Origin of the sequence: Nocardia halotolerans (assembly GCF_042650145.1) — a bacterium.
GTDB lineage: Bacteria > Actinomycetota > Actinomycetes > Mycobacteriales > Mycobacteriaceae > Nocardia > Nocardia halotolerans.
Genome location: NZ_JBHSDL010000030.1, coordinates 59932 through 81920 on the forward strand (window position 1 = coordinate 59932; position 21989 = coordinate 81920).

Below are 21989 nucleotides of genomic sequence, written 5' to 3' on the forward strand. Positions count from 1 at the left end.
CCGTCGCGGCGAGTCTCGCGCAGGTAGTGATGCGCGTCGAGGGAACGTCGGTGGCTGTCGATCCAGCCGTAGCAGAGCGCGCCGTCGAGCGTTTCGGTGATCGTCACCGAGGGCTCCGGCGCTACTCCAACGCGAAATCACCCCGGCCTGACCTCGTCGGCCCGACCTCGCGGTAGGTCGGCCGCGATTCCGATCGGTGCGATACACCTCCGGCCAGCTCGGTGAGCGGGAACATCAGCGCCTCGGGCAGTCCTGGGGCGGCGACGGCCTGTTCACTGCCGAGGCAGTGCCAGGTAGTCGTCACCGCCGACGTAGTAGGTGTGCCCGTCGATGACGTCGTCGGCACCAGCGCGCACGATCACCCGCGCGAACTCTTCGACAGTGGGCAACGGCCCGGCCGCACGGCGTGACTCGACACTGTTCGGGTCACGCCGTTCGAGCAGCCGGACGATGATTGTGCCGTCGATCATGTCACCGGACACCACGGTGAAACCGATTTCCCGCGAACGGAACTCGGGTATCAACGCACGCAGCGCGTCTTCACCGGCGCGCTTGCTCGCTGCGATCGGCCCGTACCCTTGTGGCACTTCGTCGTTGGCGCGGTAGAAGTGCGCCTGATGGCTGGTGACGAAGACGATGCGTCCGCCCGACGGCATCAGCGGCAACATCGTGGTGGCCAGGTTCACCTGTGCATCCCGATTCAAGCGGGTCGCATACCCGGGATCGGCATCGCGCTCGAGTCCGCCGGAAGCGTTGAGTACCAGCACATCCAGCCGGCCGAAGTTCGCCTCGATTTCGGCTGCCAGCGTTTCCACCGCCGCCGGATCCGACACATCGGCGCCCAGCGCCGAAGCGCGACCTCCTGCCGCGACGATCCGGTCGACCACGGCCTGCGCGCGTTTGCGCTTCTCCCGGAAGTTGACGATCACCCGCGCCCCCGTCGCCCCGTACTGCGCGGCCGCCTCGGCCCCGATTCCCCGCGAGGCCCCCGTCACCAGCACCACCCGCTGTGCCGTCGAATCCACGATCGTCCTCCTCCTGCCGTCCCCGAGCGGCCGTTGCTTCTGATTCAGAAGCAACTATCGTGCTTCTGAATGAGAAGCGCAACCGACGGCGAGTTCCCCGCCGAACCATCCGCGAAGATCCTGGCCGCCATCGAACTGCTCGGTCAGCGCTGGATGCTGCGCGTGATCTGGGAACTCGAGCCCGGCCCCCTCGGCTTCCTCGACCTGCGCCGGCGCATGGGCAACTGCTCGTCGAGCATGCTTTCCGACCGCCTCCACCAACTCCAATCAGCCGGCCTCACCCGCAAGAACGGCCCCCGCGGCGCCTATGAACTCACCACCGAAGGCGCCCTCCTGGCCGAATCCCTGCAACCCCTCTGGGACTGGTCCGAATCCTGGACCCCCACCGGCGACGGCAACGGCCGCATCCCCTGGCGCCCCACCCACTAGCCCCGCTGGACAGTCGACCACCAGGCCCTCACGCAAACATCGCCCGAGAAGAGAAAACCACCAGTGCCTGATGATCTTGTTCTTGTGGGGGGCGCGGGGTCAGAGCCAGGTGTCGAGGCTGGTGGTGGTGAGGAAGTGGTCGAGGTCGGCGCGCCAGGGGGCGGGGGTGGTTTTGTCGGGTTCGATGCCGGTGTACTGGCCTCGGTAGAACAGGAGGGGGCGACCGTTGGTGCCGGTCGACTCGGCCAGCGCTCGGACCCGGCCGATGACGATGTAGTGGTCGCCGCCGTCGACCACGGAGTCGACCGTGCATTCGATGGTTGCCAGCGACTCGTCGAGTACGGGCACCCCGAGATCCGTGGTGTGCCAGGGGACTCCGGCGAACTTGTCCGGTTCGCGGGAGCCGAAGCGGGCACAGGTCGGCTGCTGTTCCTCGGCGAGCACGTTCACGCAGAACTTGCCGGCCACCTCGATCGCCGCCCACGAGCGCGACCCCTTGGTGGGGCAGAACAGCACGAGCGGCGGATCGAGGGAGAGTGCGGCGAAGGACTGACAGGCGAATCCGATCGGTTTCCCGTCGGGGTCGAGCGCGGTGATCACGGTGATGCCGGTGCAGAACTGCCCCAGCACATTACGGAATTGCCGGCCGTCGATCGCCGGTGTCTGTTCGGTCATGTCCCTCGCCGCCATTCCTGTCGCTACTTGAATCCGACGGTGAAGTCGTGACCCCAGAGACTGACCGCGGTCGACTCGCGGGCGACCCAGGCTTCGTCGTCGACTTCCAGTCCCTCGCAGCCGAATTCGATGTCGAAACCGCCGGGCGTCTTCATGTAGAACGACAGCATCTTGTCGTTGATGTGGCGCCCGAGGGTGGCCGACATCTTCACCTTCTTGCGCAGGGCGCGGTCCAGGCAGAGCCCGACGTCGTCGGAGTTCTCCACCTCGACCATGAGGTGCACGATGCCGGTCGGATTCGGCAACGGCAGGAACGCCAGTGCGTGGTGGCGTGGGTTGCAGCCGTAGAAGCGCAGCCAGGCCGGGTCGCCATCGGCGGGGCGGCCGACCATCTGGGGTGGCAGCCGCATGGAGTCACGCAGGCGGAAGCCCAGCACATCCTGGTAGAAGGCTTGTGCGGCGGCATCGTCGGTGCAGGTGAGTACCACGTGGCCCAGGCCCTGCTCGGCGGTGACGAACTTGTGGCCGTAGGGGCTCACGAAGCGGCGACCGAGGTACTGCGCGCCGTAGAACGCCTCGAGGGTGTTCCCGGACGGATCCTGGAACCGGATCATGCCCTCGACGCGGCGCTCGCCCAGCTCGTCCTTGGTGCCCTCGGTGTAGTCGACCCCGGCCTTGTCCAGGGTTTCGCGCAGCTGCTGCAGGCCACGCGCGTCGGTGACCTCCCAGCCCGAGACCAGCAACCGATCCTGCTCACCGGGGACGATCACCAGTCGCGCGGCGAAGTCGTCCATCCGCAGGTAGAGCGCGTCGGGGTTCAGCCCGGTGCCCTCCATCATGCCGAGTACCTTGAGGCCGTACTCGCGCCAGGCCGCCATGTCGGTGGCCTCGATGCGCATGTAGCCGAGTGCGCGAATGCTCATCACTTGCTCCCGAGGAAATCGACTGTGAGCCGGTTGAACTCGTCGAACTTCTCCACCTGCGCCCAGTGGCCGCAACCGCCGAACACGTGCAGCTGCACCCGGGGAATCACCTTGGTGGCGATGAGCGCGCCGTCGAGTGGGTTCACCCGATCTTCGCGACCCCAGATCAACAGCACCGGCTGACGCAGTTTGTAGGCGTCGCGCCAGAGCATGCCCTTCTCGAAGTCGGCGCTCGCGAAGGACTTACCCATCGCGCGCATGGCTGCCAGCGATTCGGGTGTGCTCGCCTGGGCGAACCGTTCGTCGATGAGCTCTTCGGTGATCAGCGACTGGTCGAAGACCATGATCCGCAGGAACTTCTCGAGGTTTTCCCTGGTCGGCGCGTAACTGAACGCCGAGAGCAGCTTCACGCCCTCGGTCGGGTCGGGCGCGAACAGGTTGGTGCTCAACCCGCCGGGGCCCATGAGTACGAGTTTGCCCGCGCGCGTGGGGTTGTCGAGGGCGAAGCGCACCGAGGTGCCGCCGCCGAGCGAATTGCCCAGCAGGTGCACACGATCGGTGATCTCGAGGTGATCGAGCAGGGCGAGCAGGGCGGTGGCGGCGTGCACGAAGTACTGCGGATGCTCGATCGGCTTGTCGGACTTGCCGAAGCCCGGCTGGTCGAGCGCGATCACATGATAGTTCTCGGCCAGCACCGGGATGTTGCGGGCGAAGTTCGACCAGGCCGAGGCGCCGGGCCCACCACCGTGCAGCAGCACGATCGTCGGACCGTTGCCGACGCCCGCCTCGTGGTAGTGCAGTTTCAGTTCTGGGCTGACCTGCGCGAAGCGTGAGGTCGATGCGTAGGTGAGTTCAGCGGTCTGGGTCATCGGCTACACCATGGCGTCGGTGACGGGCAGCCCGAACTCGTGCGTGCCGTACATGACGTAGGCGCGCTCGGGATCGTTGGCCGCGTGGACGCGTCCGGCGTGCGCGTCACGCCAGAAGCGCTGCAGCGGGGTGCCGTTGGCGAGGGCGGTGGCGCCGGAGGACTCGAAGAGTTTGTCGATCGAGGCGATCACCCGGCCGGTGGCGCGGACCTGGTCGCGGCGGGCGCGCACGCGCAGGTCGAACGGCACTTCCGCACCGGCCACCAGTAGCGCGTATTCCTCGGCCACGTTGCCCGAGAGCTGACGCCACGCGGCGTCGATGTCGCTGGAGGCTTCGGCCACGCGCACCTTGGCGAACGGGTCGTCCTTGGCGTTCTCCCCGGCGTAGGCGGCGCGCACCCGCTTGCCCTGGTGCTCGACGTGGGCCTCGTAGGCGCCGTAGCCCATGCCGACGATCGGCGCGGAGATGGTGGTGGGGTGAATGGTGCCCCAGGGCATCTTGTACACCGCGTCGGGATTCTGCTCCAGCCCGGGCGAACGTCCCTCGCTCATCGCGCGGAAGCTCAGGAACCGGTGGGTGGGCACGAAGACGTCTTCCACCACAACGGTGTTGGAGCCGGTGCCGCGCAGGCCGACCACGTTCCAGACGTCGTCGATCCGGTACTCCGAGCGCGGGATCAGGAAGCTGCCGAAGTCGACCGGCTTGCCGTTCTTGATCACCGGTCCGCCGAGCACGGCCCAGTCGGCGTGGTCGGAGCCCGATGACCAGGCCCACGATCCGCGCACGATGTAGCCGCCGTCGACGGCCTGACCGGCGCCCATCGGCGCGTACGAGGACGAGATCCGCACCTCGGTGTCCTCGCCCCAGACATCTTGCTGGGCCTGCTGGTCGAACAGGGCGAGGTGCCAGTTGTGCACGCCGATGATGCCGGCCACCCAGCCGGTGGAGCCGCACGCGCTGGCGATCTTGCGCACGGTGTCGTAGAAGACCACCGGGTCGGCGGCGTATCCGCCCCACTGCTTGGGCTGCAGCAGGCGGAAGAAGCCGGTTTCCTGCAGCGCCTTCATGGATTCGTCGGGGATGCGGCGCAGGTCCTCGGCCTCCTGCGCACGTTCACGCAGTGTCGGCAGCAGTGCCTCGACCCGTTCGGTCACTTCTCGCGTCATGTGGGAGCCCGTTCCTGCCTTGTCGAATCGACAACCGGTTCTTGTTCGTCTCTGAGATTAGAACAGGTTCTCATTTCTGTCGAGACGATCGGCCTACCTCGGATATAACAGGAGTCGGCAGTGAAGTTCGCTGGATAACTGGCGTGAAACGCCCCAGTTTTGTAACGTGTTCTAGTGAACAAGGAGGGTTCGGGATGGCAGTCAACCCCAAGGTGAGGGAACTCGATGTCGGCACACCGCCGACCAGATACGCGCGTGGCTGGCACTGTGTCGGCCTGGCGTCGTCGTTTCGCGACGGCAAGCCACACGCGATCGAGATCTTCGGGACCAAGCTCGTGGTCTGGACCGACACGAACGACGAACTGTGTGTGCTCGACGCCTATTGCAGGCATATGGGCGGCGACCTCAGCATGGGCACGGTGAAGGGCGACGACATCGCCTGCCCGTTCCACGACTGGCGCTGGGGCGCCAACGGCAAGTGCACCGCGATTCCCTACGCGCGACGCGTTCCACCGCTGGCCCGCACCCGGAAGTGGACCACGCTCGAACGCAATGGTCAGCTGTTCATCTGGCACGACCACGAGGGCAACGAGCCCCCGGACGAGGTGACCATTCCGCACATCGAAGGCGCCTACACCGACGCCGAGGGCAATCCGAGCGAGACCCACGACAGCGGCTGGACCTCCTGGACCTGGAACCAGATGCTCATCGAGGGCGCCAACTGCCGCGAGATCATCGACAACGTGGTCGACATGGCGCACTTCTTCTACATCCACTTCGCCTTCCCGACGTACTTCAAGAACGTCTTCGAAGGGCAGGTGGCCACGCAGTTCCTCGAGACCAAGGGCCGCCCCGACATCGGGATGGCGGCCAAGTACGGCGGGGAGACGCTGCTGAAGTCGGAGGCGTCCTACTTCGGTCCGTCCTACATGATCAACCCGCTGGTCAACATCTACGGCGGCTACCAGATCAAGGTGGTGCTGATCAACTGTCACTACCCGGTCACCCAGGACTCGTTCATGCTGCAGTGGGGTCTCACCGTCGAAAAGCCCACGGGCATCGACGACGCGACCGCCGAACGGCTGGCCCAGTCGATGACGGAGTTCTTCGGCGACGGCTTCCTGCAGGACGTGGAGATCTGGAAGCACAAGTCCAAGGTCGACAACCCGCTGCTGTGCGAGGAGGACGGCCCGGTCTACCAGCTGCGCCGCTGGTACGACCAGTTCTACGTCGACGCCGCCGAGGTCACCGAGAAGATGACCCAGCGCTTCGAATTCGAGGTCGACACCACCAAGGCCAATGTGGCGTGGGAGGCCGAAGTGGCCGAGAACCTGCGGCGCAAGGCCGAGTCCGAAGCTGCGTCCGAAACAGAGGAAGCGGGCGTGTGAGATGACCCCGACCTGGGCCAAGGCACCCGACTTCGCCGATCAGCCCGCGCGGCAGGCCGCGGTGCGGGCCCAGACCACGGTCGACAAACAGCGTTACCTCGATGACGGCCTGACCCCACTGCGGTGCCGGACCTGCCGGGCCGAGGTCCTGGTGCGCAAGGCCAGCGCGCACCAGACCTCGGTGCAGTGGACCGAGGCGCCCGCGGCGCGGTGTCCCGTTTTCGCGGAGATGGGTCCGCGTCCGGGGCGCCCGGAATCGTGCCCGTCACTGGATTCCTCGATCGCCCAGGCGGTCGAGGAAGGTGTGCTCGACGTGCCCGAGTAGTCAGCCGAAGGGGGTGTGCGGGCGGTCCTGGAGCACACCGTCGAGGAAGATGTCGACCTTCTCGTTGTAGAAGCACGCCAGGCCGGCGACCTTCTGGCTCTCCGGCAACGGGGTGCGATAGATCCACACCAGGTCACGATGTTCGGTGCCGTCGACACGCACATGCCAGTAGTCGGCGGTGCCCTTGTAGGGGCAGCTGGTGTGCGTGTCGGAGGGCGTGAGCAGGTCCATTCGCACGTCGGTGAGCGGCAGGTAGTACCTGGGCGGCAAACCGGTTTCGAACAGGATGCGCGGGCTCGTCGAGTCCGCGACGGTGACGCCGTCGATCTCCACGCGCACCGCCCGAGAGCTGGCGAGGATGTCGACGCGCGAATACGGGTCACGCGGGTGGACGTAGATCGGTTCGTCCTCCTCGAACCAGTCGAAGCTCTCGAAGTCCAGCCGCACCGCGTCCCGGAGTTCGGGCAGCGGTGAGTCGAGGTAGCGCAGCGCGGCGCCCTCGGCGCGTGACCCGGCGACGGAAACGTCGTAGCCGGTGCCGTCGCCGCGGCTGGCGGAGTGTGCGGTGCTCCCGTTCGGTTCCAGGTCCGCGTGGATATCGGTGAGCGGTAGGTAATAGGTGGGGTAGTACGGAACCTCCCAGACCAGCAGGGGCCGCAGCGTGTCGGCCACCAGTTCGCCGCGCAGGTACACCCGCACCCGCTTGTGTCCCGCCGCCACCCGCACACGCCCGCGCTGATCCTCGGTCATGCCACCGACGCTACGCCGTCGCGACGGGCCTGCGGGCCGAGCCGAACAGCTCGGCGGTGGCGTGGGCGCGTTTGAAGTACAGGTGGGCGTCGTGCTCCCAGGTGATCGCGATCCCACCGTGCAGCTGGACGGTCTCGGCCGCCACCGCGGCGAACGCCTCGGTGCAGTGCGTGCGCGCCACCCAGACGTCCTCGGCCACCGACGCGCTGTCGGTGGCCACGGCCAGGGCCGCGGCCAGCGCCGCCGATTCGGCCGATTCGACGAGCACGTACATGTCGGCCATGCGGTGTTTGAGCGCCTGGAAACTGCCGATCGGACGACCGAACTGCACCCGCGAAGCGGTGTACTCGACGGTCATCTCGAGGCAGTGCCGCGCGGCACCCACCTGTTCGGCGGCCAGCGCGGCCCAGGCGATCTCGCGCAGTCGGCGCCGCAGTTCCACCGGGTCGGCGGCACCGATTCTGGTCGCCGGGGTGTCGGTGAAGGTGACGGTGGCGAGCCGGCGGGTGGGGTCGAGCGCGGGAGCCGGGGTGACGACGACTCCGGGCGCGGCCGGGGTCGTCTCGAACAGCCCGTCCTCGGTGAGCACGAGCAGGAGATCGGACTGCGCACCGTGCAGCACGTAATGCGCGGTACCGCTGAGCGAATCGCCCTCGGAGCGAACTCCGTGCGCGTCCCAGCCGGTGGCGTCGGCCCAGCACAGGGCCGCGGTGCGCGACCCGTCGGCCAGGTCGGGCAGCAGCCGCGCGCACGCCTGATCATCACCCGACAACAGCACCGCCTGTACCCCGAGCACCGCCGACCCGAGCATCGGCACCCCCGCCAACGTGCGCCCCAGCTCGCCGACCACCAGCAATGATTCGACCAGCCCCGCGCCGGCCCCGCCCCACTCCTCGGGCACGGCGAGCGCCGCCACGCCCACCTGTTCGCACAGCAACCGCCACAACTGCGGGTCGTACCCGAGCTCGGTTCCCATCGCCGCGCGCAGCGCACCCGAGGTGGCGTGCTTGCTCAGCAGCGCCCGCACGGAAGTCCGGAATTCGAGCAGTTCATTCGATGACATGGGGTTTCCTCGGCGAGTTCGATGGTGGCGCGGTTGTGCACAGCTGGTCACAGGGCTTGTGCACCGTTGTGGATGAGTGGGACACCGGTCGCTCAGACCGCCGCGGTGACCCGCAAGGCGGACCCGATCCGGGCGCGGTGGAAGTCCGCGGTGCCCCAGGCGGTGCGCAGCGCCGCGACCTTCGTCAGCCACAGCGACAGGTCGAATTCGGCGGTGTAGCCGATGGCGCCGTGCACCTGCAAGCCGGCGCGGGCAGCGCGGTGGGCGGCGGCACCGCAGGCGACCAGGGCAGCCGACACGTCGCGGGCGCGATCCTCGGAATCGAGGGTCAGGGCGGCACGGTACAGCAGCGGCTCGGCCAGATCCAGGGCGATGCGCACATCGGCGAGCTGCTGTTTGACCGCCTGGAATTCCCCGATCGCCCGCCCGAACTGCTTGCGCTGTTTCGCGTACGCGACGGTCTGCTCCAGGATCGCCCGGCCCGCACCCGACAGCTGCGCGGCACAGGCGAGCACACCGACATCGAAGGCGTAGTCGATCGCGGCCCGGACCTGCGCGCCCTCGGCCACCACCTCGGCGCGCACCACGCGAGCGAGCTTGCGGGGCGGATCGATCGAAGTGATCGGCAAGGCGGCATCGAGCGCGACCGCCTCGGGATCGGCGGACGAGTCGGCGCCGTCTGCGGGCGCGTGCAAGCGACCCCGCCGGCCCAGCGACACCCGGTCGCCGCCGGCCACGAGGACGAATTCGGCGGTGTCGGTGTCGAGGGCGATCGAGTGCTGGGGCTCGTCGAAGGTGACGGTGCCGAGCAGGTCGCCGCCGGCCAGCGCGGGCAGCCAGCGCTGGGCGGGCTCGGCGTTCGGCAGGCGTTGCAGCAGCGCCGGAATCACCGCGGTCGACTCGATCACCGGGCCGGGCAAGCCCGCCCGGCCCAGTTCGGTCAGGGCGACCACCAGGTCGACCGGCGTGGCCTCGGCGCCGCCGTACTGTTCGTCCACCAGCAGGCCGAACACTCCCATGTCCGAGACCTGGCGCAGCAGCACCCGCCCCTTGGTGGGGTCGCCCGCGGCCCACGCGCGCACCGCGGCGGGGACCTGGCCGGCGTCGAGGATCTTGTGCAGCTCGGCGGCGAAGTCGAGCTGTTCGGTACTGAGCGCGAATCTCATCGCACACCTCCTGTTTTCGCACGGGTGATCGAACCCGATTCATCGCTGCCGGTGGTCGACTCGCGCACTTGCGCGCACCCCGCCCACGCACCGGACCGGTGCGTGCGCGCACGGCTGGTTCGCTGCTCGGGACGCAGCAGGGCGTTCATCGCTTGCTCTCGCGCGGCAGGCCGAGGAGGCGTTCGGCGATGATGTTGCGCTGAATCTCGTTGGTACCGGCGTAGATCGGTCCCGAGAGCGAGAACAGGTAGCCGTCGGTCCACGGGCCGGCCTGCTCGGCGCCGGAACCGAGCAGGTCCAGCGCTGTTTCGTGCATGGCGATGTCGAGATCGGACCAGAACACCTTGGTGATCGACGATTCGGCGCCGAGCTGGCCGCCGTCCAGCAACCGGGTGACCGTGCCGAAGGTGTGCAGCCGGTACGCCTCGGCCCCGATCCAGGCGTCCACCACGGCGTTTCGTGCCGCGGTGTCGGTGGGTTCGGTGGTCTCGGACCACAGGTCGATCAAACGCCGGGCGGTGGCGCTGAAGCGGCCCGGGCTGCGCAGCGACAGGCCGCGCTCGTTGCTCGAGGTGGCCATCGCCACCCGCCAGCCCTCGTTCGGTGCGCCGATCACATCGCGGTCGGGTACGAACACGTCGTCGAGGAAGATTTCGGCGAAGCCGGGTTCCCCGTCGAGCTGGGGGATGGGGCGCACGCTCACCCCGTGCGCCGAGAGCGGGAACATCACATAGGTGAGCCCGTGGTGGCGTTGGGCCTCGGGGTCGCTGCGGAACAGTCCGAACGCCCAGTCGGCGAAGGAGGCGCGCGAACTCCACGTCTTCTGCCCGTTGAGCAACCAGCCGCCCTCGGTGCGGCGCGCGGTGGAGCGCAGGCTCGCCAGGTCACTGCCGGCCTCGGGTTCGGACCAGGCTTGGGCCCAGATGTCGTCGCCGCGCGCCATCCGCGGCAGGATGCGGGCCAGCTGTTCGGGGGTGCCGTGCTCGAACAGGGTGGGCGCGAGCAGGAAGATCCCGTTCTGGGCCACCCGCCCGGGCGCGCCCGCGGCGTAGTACTCCTGCTCGAACAGCACCCATTCCAGGATGGAGGCGTCGCGCCCGCCGTACTCGCGCGGCCACGACACCGCCGAGAGCCGGGCGTCGGCCAGCGTCGCCTCCCACGCCCGGTGCGCTTCGAAACCGGCGGCGGTGTCCATCGACGGCAGGGGTTCGCGCGGTGCGTGCGTGGCGAGGAATTCGCGCACTTCCAGCTGGAATTCCCGGGCCGCCGGGTCGATCTCGAGATCCACTTATTTCGTCCCGTTCTGCTCTGTCGCGGCGCCCTTCATGGAGCGCGCGTTCATCCCGCCGAGCGAATCGGCGCCGACTTCGGCATTGTGCGCGTGGGCGAAATGGTGCAGCCCGAAGGCCGAATCCATGCCGGTGCGCATGCCCATCTGATCCTCGGCCTGGTTGACGGCCTTCTTGGTGAGGGCTAGCCCGAATTGCGGCATGGCGGAGATCTTCTCGGCCAGGGCCAGCGTCTCGGCCGTGAGCTCCTCGCGTGGCACGACCCGGTTGACCATGCCCCACTCCTTGGCTTGGGCCGCACCGAACCGGTCGCCGGTGAACAGGAACTCCTTGGCCGCGCGCGGTCCCATCACCCACGGGTGCGCGAAGTACTCGACACCCGGAATACCCATGCGCACCACCGGATCGGAGAAGAAGGCGTCCTCGGAGCACACGATGAGGTCGCACACCCAGGCCAGCATCAACCCGCCGGCGATGCAGGCGCCCTGCACCATCGCCACCATCGGCTTGGGAATGTCGCGCCAGCGCCTGCACATGCCGAGATACACCTCGGACTCGCGCGCGAAACGCTGATCACCACCGGCCCGGTCGACGTGGTCCCACCACAGCGCGGCCTTGTTCTCGTAGCGCGCATCGTGATCGCGCCCCGGTGTGCCGATATCGTGCCCGGCGCTGAAGTGTTTTCCGTTGCCGGCCAGCACGATCACCTTGACCTCGGGGTCCTCGACCGCCCGCACGAAGGCGGCGTCGAGCGCATAGGTCATCTTCGAGTTCTGCGCGTTGCGGAACTCGGGCCGGTTCATGGTGACGACGGCGACCTGCCCCCGCACCTCGTAGGTGACGACCTCGGTTTCGGAACTCACGACTTCTCCTCACGTAGCTCACGCTTGAGCACCTTGCCCGCCGCGCTGTAGGGCAACCGATCACGAAACTCGACGAACCGGGGCACCTTGAAATTGGCCAATTGGCCGGTGGCATAAGCAATCACGGACTCGGCTGTGAGCGCCGTGCCAGGTTCGCGCACGATGAAGGCTTTGCCCACCTCGCCCAGCCGGGTGTCGGGCACCCCGATGACGGCGGATTCGGCGACCCCGTCGAGCCGGGCCAGGGTCTGCTCGATCTCCGCCGGATACACATTGAACCCACCGGTGATGTACATGTCCTTGAGCCGGTCGGTGATCTTCAGGTAGCCACGCTCGTCGACGACTCCGATGTCGCCGGTGTGCAGCCAGCCTTCGGCGTCGATCGCCTCGGCGGTGGCCTCGGGGTCGTCGAGGTAGCCGAGCATCACATTGGGTCCGCGCAACAGCACCTCGCCGTCGTCGGCCAGGCGCAGCTCGAAACCGGCGATCGGGCGACCGCAGGTGTTGGCGATGGTGACGGCGTCGTCGTCGGGGCGGCACATGGTGCCGAACCCGGCGGATTCGGACAGGCCGTAGGCGGTGACGACCACGTCGAAATCGAGTTCGTCGCGCATCCGCTCGATGAGTACGACGGGTACCGTCGCGGCCCCGGTCACCGCGACCCGCAGCGAGCTGAGATCGCGCTCGCCGCGTGCCGGGTGGGTCAGGATCGTCTGGTAGATCGTGGGCGGCCCCGGCAGCACGGTGATCCGCTCGGATTCGATCAGCGCCATCGCGGTGGGCACGTCGAAGGTGGCCTGCGGGACGATGGCCGCGCCGGTGAGCAGGCAGGCCAGGATGCCCGCCTTGTAACCGAAGTTGTGGAAGAACGGGTTGATCATCAGGTACCGGTCGTCGGCGCGCAGGGTCGAGCAGTCGACCCAGGCGCGCACCACATCCAGTGCCTGCCGATGCGCGACCAGGGTGCCTTTGCTGCGACCGGTGGTGCCGGAGGTGAACAGGATGTCGGAGATGTCGTCGGGGGACACCTGGGTGGCCCTGGCCTCCGCGTCGGCTTCGGAAACCTGGGCGGCCAGCTCGAGAAACGCCGACCAGCTGAATGCCGCCGCGTCGGTTCCGGGAGTCGGCCCCTCGGCCGAATGCTCAGTGGGCGCTGCCGGTCCACTGGTCTCGTGCTGTGAACTCGGCCGCGCGACAGAATCGGCCTGTTCACCCTCGACCGGGATCACGATCACCGTATCGATGGTCAGTTCCGGTGCCTGGTCGAGCAGTTCGGCCGCCCGGTCACGCCCCAGGAACGGTCCGGCGACGAACAACGCCTTCGCCTGCACCCGGCGCAACACGTCGGCCGCCTCGGCCGCCACGTAGCGGGTGTTCAGCGGTACCAGTGCGGCGCCGACGGCGTGTGCGGCCAGTGCGGCGACCACCCAGTGGTGGGTGTTGGGCGCCCACATCGCCACCCGGTCGCCAGGGTCCACGCCGCGCGCGATCAGCGCACGCGTGGCGATGCGCACCCGGTCGAGCAGTTCCGACCAGGTCAGCCGGGTATCGCCGTCGATGAGGGCGGGCGCGTCGGGGTAGGCGGCGGCGATGTCTCGCAGCGCCTGCGGGGTGGTTTGTGCTGGGGGTGTCACGGGGTCCTCACCGTTGTGCGGTTGCTCTTCTAGCGAAGCAGCTAACAAAGCAAGTGCTTGGTAGGTTATCCTATCGAGGTGGGCGTGATCCAGACCTCAGAATCCGATACCGCGACTTCCGACGCGGAGTTTCGCGCGGAAATACGCGACTGGCTGACCGAAAACCTGACCGGTGCGTTCGCTGACCTGCGCGGCACCGGCGGACCGGGCCGCGAGCACGAATACTTCACCGAGCGCCTCGCCTGGGACCGCCACCTCGCCGCGGCAGGGTGGACGTGCCTGGGCTGGCCCGTCGAATACGGCGGCCGCGCGGCGAGCGTGCGCCAGCAGGTGATCTTCCACGAGGAGTACGCCAAGGCCGACGCGCCCGCGCGGGTCTCACACGTGGGCGAGGAACTGCTCGGTCCGACCCTGCTCGCCTTCGGCACCGAGGAGCAGAAACGCCGTTTCCTGCCCGGTGTGCGCTCGGTCGGCGAACTGTGGTGCCAGGGCTACTCCGAACCCGGCGCCGGCTCCGATCTCGCCGCGGTGGCGACCACGGCGCGCCTGGACGGCGACAAGTGGGTGATCAACGGCCAGAAGATCTGGACATCGCTGGCCCACGTCGCCGACTGGTGCTTCGTCATCGCGCGCACCGAACGCGGCTCCGCCCGGCACCGCGGTCTGTCCTATCTGCTGGTCCCGATGAAACAGCCGGGCATCGTGGTGCGCCCGATCGAACAGCTCACCGGCACCTCGGAATTCAACGAAGTGTTCTTCGACGACGCCGTCACCGACGCCGACCTGGTCGTCGGGTCGCCCGGCGAAGGCTGGCGCATCGCCATGGGCACCTTGACCTTCGAACGTGGCATCTCCACGCTCGGCCAGCAGATCCGCTTCGCCCGCGAACTCGCCGACATCGAAGACCTGGCCCGGCGCACCGGCGCCGCCACCGACCCACTGATCGCCGACCGCATCGACCGCGCCTGGGTCGGCCTGCGGGTGCTGCGCGCGCACGCGCTGCGCACCCTCAGCGAGGACACCGACGACGCGGGTGGCGCCTCGGTCTCGAAATTGTTGTGGGCCAACTGGCATCGCGGCCTCGGTGAGCTGGCCATGGCGGTGCAGGGCGCCGCCGGACTGGTCACCGGCCCAGACGACATGACCGCATGGCAGCGGCTGTACCTGTTCAGCCGTGCCGACACGATCTACGGAGGTTCGAACGAAGTGCAGCGCAACATCATCGCCGAGCGGGTGCTCGGTCTGCCACGGGAGGTCCGCCCGTGACCGGCCCGCTGTCCACCCCGCCCGCCGCGATCCCCGGCCACGGCCTGCTCACCGGCCGCAAGGCCGTGGTCACCGCCGCCGCCGGCACCGGTATCGGTTCGGCCACCGCGCGCCGGCTGCTCGACGAGGGCGCCGATGTGGTGGTCTCGGACTGGCACGAGCGGCGGCTGACCGAAACCGCCGAACTGCTCGCGAAGGAATTCCCCGAGCGCACGATCGCCGCGGTGGTCTGCGATGTCCGCGACACCGCGCAGGTGAACCAGCTGCTCACCGAGGCGGCCGCCGCGCTGGGGCGCGTCGACATCATGGTCAACAACGCGGGTCTCGGTGGTGAGACGCCGGTGGTCGACATGACCGACGAGCAGTGGGATCAGGTTCTCGACATCACGCTCACCGGCACCTTCCGCTGCACCCGCGCCGCCCTGGGCTATTTCCGGGGCGCGGGCCACGGTGGGGTGATCGTCAACAATGCCAGCGTGCTCGGTTGGCGCGCCCAGCACGGCCAGGCGCATTACGCGGCGGCCAAGGCGGGCGTGATGGCGCTGACCAGGTGCAGTGCGGTCGAGGCGGCCGAGTTCGGGGTCCGGATCAACGCGGTCGCGCCGAGCATCGCGCGGCATCCGTTCCTGGACAAGGTGAGTTCTTCGGACCTGCTCGACCAGCTCAGCGAGCGGGAGGCTTTCGGTCGCGCCGCCGAACCCTGGGAGGTGGCGGCGACCATCGCGATGCTGGCCAGTGACTACACTTCCTACCTCACCGGTGAGGTGGTTTCGGTGAGTAGCCAGCGCGCATGAGCGGCGCAGCGAGGTTCCCGGCACCGGAACCAAGCAACTGCTTGGTTGTACCATGTCCCGTGTGACCGCACCCGACACCAAACGCAGCCGCCGCGCCGAACTCCTCGACCTCGCCGCCGACCTGTTCGCCGAACGTGGCATGCGGGCAACCACCGTGCGCGACATCGCCGACTCGGCCGGCATCCTCTCCGGCAGTCTCTACCACCACTTCGATTCCAAGGAATCGATGGTCGACGAGATCCTGCGCGGCTTCCTCGACGACCTGTTCGGCCGCTACCGCGAGATCGCGGCCGCCGGACTCAGCTCGCGAGACACCCTGGAAGCCCTGGTGATCGCCTCCTACCAGGCGTTCGACCGGCACCACGCCGCCGTGGCGATCTACCAGGCCGAGGCCAAAACCCTGCGCGAGGTACCACGCTTCGGCTACATCCGGGACTTCAACACCGAGTTCCGCGACCTGTGGCGCCGCGTGCTCACCGCCGGTGTCGCCGACGGCAGCTTCCGCCCCGAACTCGACGTGGAACTGACCTTCCGGTTCCTGCGCGACACCGTGTGGGTGGCGGTGCGCTGGTACACCCCCGGCGGCCCGATCACCGTGCAAAACCTTGCCCAGCAATATCTGACCATCGTGCTCGACGGGCTCACCGTGCCCCGGAGCCACACGCAGTAGGAGTTCCGAAATGACCGCACCCGCCGAACGCCGCCCCTACACCCCGTTGCGGGAGACCTACGTAGTCGACGCGGTGCGTACCGCGGTCGGAAAACGAGGAGGCGCCCTGGCCGGTGTGCATCCGGCCGACCTCGGCGCCGCCGCACTGCGCGGACTCGTCGAGCGCACCGGTATCGACCCGGCCGTCGTCGACGACGTGATCGTGGGCTGCGTGGACAACATCGGCCCGCAGGCCGGCAACATCGGGCGCACCATGTGGCTGACCGCGGGCTACCCCGAGGAAGTCCCCGGCGTCACCGTCGACCGGCAGTGCGGTTCCAGCCAGCAGGCCATCAACTTCGGCGCCCAGGCCATCATGAGCGGCACCGCCGAAGTGATCGTGGCCGCGGGTGTGCAGAACATGAGCGCCATCCCGATCTCGGCGGCGATGCTCGCGGGCAAGGAATACGGGTTCGATTCGCCGTTCGTCGGCGCCACCGGCTGGGACCAGCGCTACGGCACCGGCGAGGTCTCGCAGTTCCGTGGCGCGGAACTGATCGCCGAGAAATGGGGCATCACCCGCGAGGACATGGAGCAGTGGGCGCTGCGCAGCCACGAGCGCGCCCGCGCCGCCATCGCCGATGGCCGCTTCGCCGCCGAGATCGTGCCGGTCGGTGACTTCACCGTCGACCAGGGCCCGCGCGAAACCAGCCTGGCGAAGATGGCGACCCTGCAACCGCTGGCCGAGGGCAGCCCGCTCACCGCCGCGGTCGCCAGCCAGATCTCCGACGGCGCCAGCGCCACCCTGCTTGCCTCGGACTGGGCGGTGCGCGAATACGGCCTCACCCCGCGCGCCCGCATCCACCATGTCAGCGCGCGCGGCGCCGACCCGATCTTCATGCTCAGCGCCCCCATCCCGGCCACCCGGTGGGCCCTGGAGAAGACCGGCCTGACCATCGACGACATCGATGTCATCGAGATCAACGAGGCGTTCGCGCCGGTGGTGCTGGCCTGGATCAAGGAGATCGGCGCCGACCCGGCGAAGGTGAACGTCAACGGCGGCGCCATCGCCCTCGGCCACCCGCTCGGCGCGACCGGCGCCAAACTGTTCGCCACTCTGCTGCACGAACTCGAGCGCGTGAACGGCCGCTACGGCCTGCTCACGATCTGCGAGGGTGGCGGCACGGCGAACGTCACGATCATCGAGCGCCTCGACCACTGAGGTCACCGGACCGACAGCGCAGAAGAACACCGGGCCGAGCGCGTACCTCGTGGGTATCGCGCCCGGCCCGGTGCTCGATCGTCCGGTTCGAAAACCGGTCCGCATCCGCAGCGCACGCCACCCACCTGTCGGGGCGGGGATGGCGTGGCCGGGATGAGGTCAGTGCGCCTCGGGGGCGGGCTCTTCGGTCAGGGCCGAGATCGCGCCGATCCGGGCCACCGCGTCGGTGACGATCCGGTCGACGAGTTCGGCCACGGTCGGCAGGCTCTCGATGATGCCGGTGGCTTGGCCCGCGGGCAGTACGCCCGCGTCGGTGCGGCCCTCGACCAGACCGGCCTTGGTCAGCATCGCCGAGTTCGCCGCCATCACCACCTGCGACCAGCTCAGGTCCTTGGTCTTTCGCATCGCGAGGCCGTCGCGCATCAGCGTCGACCATTTCATGCCGGTCATGCTCTTGAACTTGGCGGCATTGCCGAGAGCGGCGGACAGACCCCGCCAGCCGCCCGAATGTTCCAGTCGCTGCACCAGTTCGGTGTTGAGCATGCGGTGCGGCATTCCGTCGACCTTCACCGACACCACCGTCTCGCCCAGGCCGCGAGCCAGGTACTCCTGTTTCACCGCGTCCGGGACGGTGCTCTCCTGGGTGAGCAGGAACCGGGTGCCCATCGCGACCCCGGCCGCGCCGTAGGACAGGGCGGCGGCGAGGCCGCGCCCGTCGAAGAAGCCGCCCGCGGCGATCACCGGGATGTCGACCGCGTCGAGCACCGAGGGCAACAGCAGGGTGGTGGCGACCGGGCCGGTGTGCCCGCCGCCCTCACCGCCCTGCACGATCACCGCGTCGGCGCCCCAGGAGGCCACCTTCACCGCGTGCTTGGCCGCACCGATCGACGGAATCACCACGACACCGGCGTCTTTGAGCCGGGTGATGAGTTCCTTCTTGGGCGCGAGCGCGAACGACGCCACCCGCACCTGTTCCCGGATGAGCAGTTCGATGCGCTCGGTCGCGTCGGTGGCATCGGCGCGGATGTTCACCCCGAAGGGCTTGCTGGTGAGCGACTTCGTCTTGGCGACAGCGGCTTCCAGCTCGGCGAAGGTCATGGTGGCCGAGGCGAGGATGCCCAGCCCGCCCGCTTCGGCGGTGGCCGCGACCAGGCGCGGGCCGGCGACCCAGCCCATCCCGGTTTGTACGATCGGGTGCTCGATGCCGACCAGTTCGGTCAGTGGAGTCCGCAGCCGGGCGTTCACGGCGCCACTTCCTTGTCCCGGAAGCCGCGCGGGTCGAGCACGGTGCGGATGATGCGCAACTCCTCCTCGGTGGGCAGCCGCGTCGCACCAGCCTCGGCCAGCTCGGCGATCTCGAACGAGGTGTTCTCGGCGACCTCGTCGGCGCTCACCCCGGGGTGCAGCGACAGTGCGCGCATCGTGTGGTCCGGTCCGCCGAAATCGAACACGCCCAGGTTCGACACCACGCGGTGCAGGTGGTGGAACCGGTAGGCCGGGTTGGCCGGGTCGATCTTGTCGTAGCCGATGCCGGAGACGATGTCGACCTGCTCGCAGAACACCCGCGCGTTGTGCTTGGGGATGAAGTAGCTGGTCGGGTGGTTGATCGTATTGCCCGGCGCCCCACGCACACCGAACATCTGCCTGCTCGGGTGCTGTAGCGGACCGAACGCCGACAGGTTCTGGTTGCCGAACCGGTCCAGCTGATTGGCGCCCATCACCACGTGGCGACGTCCCGAGGCGACGACATCGAAGACCCTGGAGAACGGGATCCAGCCCTCCACGGGCGCTTTCGCACCGACCGGCGGAACCTCGGCGAACAGCAGCGCTTCGCCGTCGGACAGCAGCAGGTCGGGTTCGAAGGTGAGGCGCGCCAGCCGGGCCCCGATGGTGGTGATCGTCGACATCGGGCTGGCCATGATCTCGCCCGCTCCACGGAAGATCTCGGCAGCCGCGATGACGCAGACTTCGGCCCGGGTGATCGGCGCGGTGTGCACTGCTGTGTTCATTTCTGCTCCTCGGCGAAAGCCTGGACAGCGGACTGGTATTCGGCTTCGGAGACATCCAGGTAGCGGGCCTTGAACTCCGCCCAGGCCGCCGGGTCCTTCGCCGCGGCCACATAGTGCTTCTGGAACTTCTCGTCGCGGCCGTAGTCACCCGCCAGGGTGAAGTGCGCGCCGCCGGGTGCTTCGACCACGCCGTCGACCATCATGCGGTTGAGCAGCAGTGCCTGCCGTGGCACGGATTTGACCAGTTCGTCGGTCGCGACGAGCTGATCCACCGACACGTACCGGCGCTCGGCGGCCAGGCAGTACAGGTCGTCGAAGTAAGGGTCGACACCGGTGTAGGCGGCGTTGCCGTGCTTGTCGCCCACGTCCAGGTGTACGAAGGCCGCGTCGAGGTTCAGTGCCGGCATGGCCAGCAGGGTCTCGGTGCGGCCGTCGGCCGCGGGGTAGGGCGAGGCGACGGTGCGCAGCTCGCCGTCCCAGAAGTCCGGTACCGCCGAGCCCAGCCCGGCCCGGATCGGCAGGAACGGCAGGCGCGCGGCGGCGGCCTGCAAGCCGCACTTCACCATGCCCTCGTCCATCTCCCGCACGGTGATCGCGCCCTCGGTGCGGGCCTTGGCGAACCACGGGTCGTAGAACGGCGCCGAATCCAGCGAGACGAACCCGTAGTAGGCCTTGCGGACCTTGCCCGCCGAGCACAGCAGGCCCAGTTCGGGGCCGCCGTAGGCCACCACGGTCAGGTCGGTGACGTCCGAGCGCAGCAGGGCGCGGACCAGGGCCATCGGCTTGCGCCGGGAGCCCCAGCCGCCGAGGCCGATGGTCATGCCGCTGCGCAGCTCGCCGACCACCTGGTCCAGAGTCATTTGTTTGTCGCGCACGATCAGTTCCCCTTCTTCTGCGCGGCCAGATCGTCGTCGAAGCGCGCGCGGATCTCGTCGGCCACCCCGGCGAGGTTGAGTTCCATGGTGAAACCCTGCTCGTAGCGGTAGGAGCGGTGCACATCCTGGACGTCGATGCCGTTGAGCGCGCGCTTGGCCGCGCGGATGACCCGGCCGTCCTTGTTCGCGATGTTCTTCGCGACTTCCATCGCCGCGGCGTCGAGTTCGGCGCGGGGCACCACCTGGTACACCGAGCCGAAGTGGTGCAGCTGCTGGGCGGTGAGTTTGCCCGCGGTGTAGAACATGGTCCGCATCAGATGCTGGGGGACCAGCCGCGCCAGGTGGGTGGCCGCGCCGAGGGCGCCGCGGTCCACCTCGGGCAGGCCGAAGGTGGCGTCGTCGGAGGCCACGATCACGTCGGAATTACCGACCAGCCCGATTCCGCCACCCAGGCAGAAGCCGTTGACGGCGGCGATCACCGGCACCTCGCAGTCGTAGACGGCGGCGAAGGCTTCGAAGCAACCGTGGTTGGCGCGGATCAGCGCGGTGTGGCCGACGTCGGCGTTCATCTCCTTGATGTCGACCCCGGCGTTGAATCCGCGGCCCTCGGCTCGCAGAACCACCGCACGGGTGTCCTGATTGCGCCCGGCGGCGCGGATCGCGTCGGCGAGGGCGAACCACCCGTCCGACGGCAGAGCATTGACCGGCGGGTAGTCGACGGTGACCACCTCGACCCCCTCGGTCTCGGTGTGACGGTCTATCCCCATCGCGATGTCCTATCCACTCGGCGAACCCGAGACAAAGCAAGCAATTGCTTGGTAGGTTAACACGGTGGCTGTAGAAATCGACCTTTCCGAGCAGATCGTTCTGGTGACCGGCGGCGTACGCGGCGTCGGCGCGGGGATCAGCCGGGCCTTCCTCGCGGCGGGCGCGACCGTGCTGACCTGCGCGCGCAGACCCGTCGACGCGCCGATCTCGGTGGGTGAGCGCACCACCGAGCACCTGACCTGCGACGTGCGCGACGGTGACGCCGTAGCCGCGATGTTCGATCGGATCGTGGCCACCCACGGCCGGCTCGACCACGTGGTGAACAACGCGGGCGGGGCGCCCTTCGCCCTCGCCGACGCCGCGAGCCCGCGCTTCCACGCCAAGATCGTCGAACTGAATCTGCTCGCGCCCCTGCTGGTCGCCCAGCAGGCGAACGCGGTGATGCAGCGCCAGGACAGCGGCGGTTCGATCGTGATGGTGTCGAGTGTGAGCGGGCACCGTCCCTCACCGGGTACGGCGGCCTATGGGGCGGCCAAGGCGGGGCTGGACAACCTCACCACCTCGCTGGCCGTGGAGTGGGCGCCCAAGGTCCGCTTGAACTCCGTGGTCGTCGGGCCGGTGCACACCGAGCTCAGCCACTTGCACTACGGCGATGCCGACGGCGTGGCCGCGGTGGGCGCCACCGTCCCGATGGGCCGGCTCGCCAGCCCGGCCGACGTCGGCGGCGCCGCCTTGTTCCTGGCCTCCTCCCTGGCCGCCTACGTCAGCGGCGCGAGCCTGCTGGTGCACGGCGCGGGGGAGCGGCCCGCCTTTCTCGACGCCGCGAACACCAACACCTAG

General features: G+C 68.5%; 23 protein-coding genes. 8 read left to right on the top strand and 15 right to left on the bottom strand.

The genetic code is table 11. From position 1 onward, the window contains the following. Nucleotides 1–272: 272 nt before the first annotated feature. Entirely contained in the window at nt 273–1025 is a 753-nt protein-coding gene (locus ACFO5K_RS23630; RefSeq protein ID WP_378567131.1) for an SDR family oxidoreductase, read from the bottom strand. Nucleotides 1026–1094: 69 nt separating this feature from the next. On the opposite strand from ACFO5K_RS23630, the gene ACFO5K_RS23635 reads away from it, so the two are divergent. Then, the gene (locus tag ACFO5K_RS23635) at nt 1095–1454 is read left to right on the top strand and encodes a winged helix-turn-helix transcriptional regulator (RefSeq protein WP_378567134.1); all 360 of its coding nucleotides are present in this window, start codon (nt 1095–1097) and stop codon (nt 1452–1454) included. A 99-nt stretch (nt 1455–1553) separates the two neighbouring features. Here the strand turns inward: ACFO5K_RS23635 and hsaB are convergent, their stop codons facing one another. From hsaB to hsaA, 4 genes are read right to left on the bottom strand one after another with little or no spacing between them, the layout of a single operon-like run. Continuing rightward, the gene (gene hsaB, locus ACFO5K_RS23640; protein WP_378567137.1) at nt 1554–2129 is read right to left on the bottom strand and encodes a 3-hydroxy-9,10-secoandrosta-1,3,5(10)-triene-9,17-dione monooxygenase reductase subunit; all 576 of its coding nucleotides are present in this window, start codon (nt 2127–2129) and stop codon (nt 1554–1556) included. Between the two features lie 23 nt (nt 2130–2152). Then, nucleotides 2153–3055: an iron-dependent extradiol dioxygenase HsaC gene (gene hsaC / locus ACFO5K_RS23645; protein WP_378567141.1), complete on the bottom strand. Its 903-nt coding sequence runs from the start codon at nt 3053–3055 to the stop codon at nt 2153–2155. Then, a complete protein-coding gene (hsaD, locus tag ACFO5K_RS23650) occupies nt 3052–3921 on the bottom strand; it encodes a 4,5:9,10-diseco-3-hydroxy-5,9,17-trioxoandrosta-1(10),2-diene-4-oate hydrolase (RefSeq protein ID WP_378567144.1) in 870 nt (289 codons plus the stop codon). The genes hsaC and hsaD overlap by 4 nt, the downstream gene beginning before the upstream one ends. A gap of 3 nt (nt 3922–3924) precedes the next feature. Continuing rightward, entirely contained in the window at nt 3925–5088 is a 1164-nt protein-coding gene (hsaA, locus tag ACFO5K_RS23655) for a 3-hydroxy-9,10-secoandrosta-1,3,5(10)-triene-9,17-dione monooxygenase oxygenase subunit (protein WP_378567147.1), read from the bottom strand. Between the two features lie 194 nt (nt 5089–5282). Between hsaA and ACFO5K_RS23660 the strand changes: the two genes are divergently transcribed. Further along, the gene (locus ACFO5K_RS23660; protein ID WP_378567150.1) at nt 5283–6476 is read left to right on the top strand and encodes a Rieske 2Fe-2S domain-containing protein; all 1194 of its coding nucleotides are present in this window, start codon (nt 5283–5285) and stop codon (nt 6474–6476) included. A gap of 1 nt (nt 6477) precedes the next feature. Then, nucleotides 6478–6801, top strand: a complete 324-nt coding sequence (locus ACFO5K_RS23665; protein WP_378567153.1) for a hypothetical protein — start codon at nt 6478–6480, stop codon at nt 6799–6801. On the opposite strand, the gene ACFO5K_RS23670 is transcribed toward ACFO5K_RS23665, so the two are convergent. From ACFO5K_RS23670 to ACFO5K_RS23695, 6 genes are all read right to left on the bottom strand, one after another. After that, nucleotides 6802–7551 (bottom strand): DUF427 domain-containing protein, encoded by a 750-nt coding sequence (locus ACFO5K_RS23670; RefSeq protein ID WP_378567156.1) that lies wholly within the window; start codon nt 7549–7551, stop codon nt 6802–6804. It lies immediately after the preceding gene. 10 nt (nt 7552–7561) lie between these two features. Next, entirely contained in the window at nt 7562–8614 is a 1053-nt protein-coding gene (locus ACFO5K_RS23675) for an acyl-CoA dehydrogenase family protein (RefSeq protein WP_378567159.1), read from the bottom strand. Nucleotides 8615–8706: 92 nt separating this feature from the next. Further along, complete coding sequence (locus ACFO5K_RS23680; RefSeq protein ID WP_378567162.1) at nt 8707–9780, bottom strand: acyl-CoA dehydrogenase family protein; 1074 nt, start codon at nt 9778–9780, stop codon at nt 8707–8709. Between the two features lie 145 nt (nt 9781–9925). Then, a complete protein-coding gene (locus ACFO5K_RS23685; protein WP_378567165.1) occupies nt 9926–11068 on the bottom strand; it encodes an acyl-CoA dehydrogenase family protein in 1143 nt (380 codons plus the stop codon). Beyond that, entirely contained in the window at nt 11069–11932 is an 864-nt protein-coding gene (locus ACFO5K_RS23690) for an enoyl-CoA hydratase (protein WP_378567167.1), read from the bottom strand. Beyond that, nucleotides 11929–13566, bottom strand: a complete 1638-nt coding sequence (locus ACFO5K_RS23695) for a FadD3 family acyl-CoA ligase (protein WP_378567170.1) — start codon at nt 13564–13566, stop codon at nt 11929–11931. The genes ACFO5K_RS23690 and ACFO5K_RS23695 overlap by 4 nt, the downstream gene beginning before the upstream one ends. An 84-nt stretch (nt 13567–13650) precedes the next feature. Between ACFO5K_RS23695 and ACFO5K_RS23700 the strand changes: the two genes are divergently transcribed. From ACFO5K_RS23700 to ACFO5K_RS23715, 4 genes are read left to right on the top strand one after another with little or no spacing between them, the layout of a single operon-like run. Then, the gene (locus ACFO5K_RS23700) at nt 13651–14832 is read left to right on the top strand and encodes an acyl-CoA dehydrogenase family protein (protein WP_378567173.1); all 1182 of its coding nucleotides are present in this window, start codon (nt 13651–13653) and stop codon (nt 14830–14832) included. After that, a complete protein-coding gene (locus ACFO5K_RS23705; RefSeq protein ID WP_378567175.1) occupies nt 14829–15626 on the top strand; it encodes an SDR family oxidoreductase in 798 nt (265 codons plus the stop codon). The genes ACFO5K_RS23700 and ACFO5K_RS23705 overlap by 4 nt, the downstream gene beginning before the upstream one ends. A gap of 52 nt (nt 15627–15678) precedes the next feature. Beyond that, entirely contained in the window at nt 15679–16296 is a 618-nt protein-coding gene (locus ACFO5K_RS23710) for a TetR/AcrR family transcriptional regulator (protein ID WP_378567178.1), read from the top strand. Between the two features lie 46 nt (nt 16297–16342). After that, the gene (locus tag ACFO5K_RS23715) at nt 16343–17497 is read left to right on the top strand and encodes an acetyl-CoA C-acetyltransferase (RefSeq protein ID WP_378568293.1); all 1155 of its coding nucleotides are present in this window, start codon (nt 16343–16345) and stop codon (nt 17495–17497) included. Nucleotides 17498–17656: 159 nt separating this feature from the next. On the opposite strand, the gene ACFO5K_RS23720 is transcribed toward ACFO5K_RS23715, so the two are convergent. Genes ACFO5K_RS23720 through ACFO5K_RS23735 form a run of 4 tightly spaced genes read right to left on the bottom strand, consistent with a single transcriptional unit; the run spans nt 17657 to nt 21148 of the window. Further along, the gene (locus tag ACFO5K_RS23720; protein WP_378567181.1) at nt 17657–18742 is read right to left on the bottom strand and encodes an NAD(P)H-dependent flavin oxidoreductase; all 1086 of its coding nucleotides are present in this window, start codon (nt 18740–18742) and stop codon (nt 17657–17659) included. Continuing rightward, entirely contained in the window at nt 18739–19506 is a 768-nt protein-coding gene (locus ACFO5K_RS23725) for a CoA-transferase subunit beta (protein ID WP_378567184.1), read from the bottom strand. The genes ACFO5K_RS23720 and ACFO5K_RS23725 overlap by 4 nt, the downstream gene beginning before the upstream one ends. Beyond that, nucleotides 19503–20366 carry a CoA transferase subunit A gene (locus ACFO5K_RS23730; RefSeq protein ID WP_378568295.1) on the bottom strand — a complete coding sequence of 288 codons (864 nt, stop codon included), beginning with the start codon at nt 20364–20366 and terminating at the stop codon, nt 19503–19505. Before ACFO5K_RS23730 ends, ACFO5K_RS23725 begins: the two co-directional genes overlap by 4 nt. A gap of 17 nt (nt 20367–20383) precedes the next feature. Next, on the bottom strand, nt 20384–21148 hold the full coding sequence (locus ACFO5K_RS23735; protein ID WP_378567187.1) for an enoyl-CoA hydratase family protein: 765 nt from the start codon (nt 21146–21148) through the stop codon (nt 20384–20386). Nucleotides 21149–21212: 64 nt separating this feature from the next. Between ACFO5K_RS23735 and ACFO5K_RS23740 the strand changes: the two genes are divergently transcribed. Beyond that, nucleotides 21213–21989, top strand: a complete 777-nt coding sequence (locus ACFO5K_RS23740; protein ID WP_378567190.1) for an SDR family oxidoreductase — start codon at nt 21213–21215, stop codon at nt 21987–21989.

Coding starts and splice junctions, on each gene's coding strand:
- ACFO5K_RS23675 (WP_378567159.1), bottom strand. CDS start 8,614: ATGTCATCGAATGAACTGCTCGAATTCCGGACTTCCGTGCGGGCGCTG.
- ACFO5K_RS23680 (WP_378567162.1), bottom strand. CDS start 9,780: ATGAGATTCGCGCTCAGTACCGAACAGCTCGACTTCGCCGCCGAGCTG.
- ACFO5K_RS23730 (WP_378568295.1), bottom strand. CDS start 20,366: ATGACTCTGGACCAGGTGGTCGGCGAGCTGCGCAGCGGCATGACCATC.
- hsaD (WP_378567144.1), bottom strand. CDS start 3,921: ATGACCCAGACCGCTGAACTCACCTACGCATCGACCTCACGCTTCGCG.
- hsaA (WP_378567147.1), bottom strand. CDS start 5,088: ATGACGCGAGAAGTGACCGAACGGGTCGAGGCACTGCTGCCGACACTG.
- ACFO5K_RS23725 (WP_378567184.1), bottom strand. CDS start 19,506: ATGAACACAGCAGTGCACACCGCGCCGATCACCCGGGCCGAAGTCTGC.
- ACFO5K_RS23635 (WP_378567134.1), top strand. CDS start 1,095: ATGAGAAGCGCAACCGACGGCGAGTTCCCCGCCGAACCATCCGCGAAG.
- ACFO5K_RS23710 (WP_378567178.1), top strand. CDS start 15,679: ATGTCCCGTGTGACCGCACCCGACACCAAACGCAGCCGCCGCGCCGAA.
- ACFO5K_RS23670 (WP_378567156.1), bottom strand. CDS start 7,551: ATGACCGAGGATCAGCGCGGGCGTGTGCGGGTGGCGGCGGGACACAAG.
- ACFO5K_RS23665 (WP_378567153.1), top strand. CDS start 6,478: ATGACCCCGACCTGGGCCAAGGCACCCGACTTCGCCGATCAGCCCGCG.
- hsaB (WP_378567137.1), bottom strand. CDS start 2,129: ATGACCGAACAGACACCGGCGATCGACGGCCGGCAATTCCGTAATGTG.
- ACFO5K_RS23660 (WP_378567150.1), top strand. CDS start 5,283: ATGGCAGTCAACCCCAAGGTGAGGGAACTCGATGTCGGCACACCGCCG.
- ACFO5K_RS23735 (WP_378567187.1), bottom strand. CDS start 21,148: ATGGGGATAGACCGTCACACCGAGACCGAGGGGGTCGAGGTGGTCACC.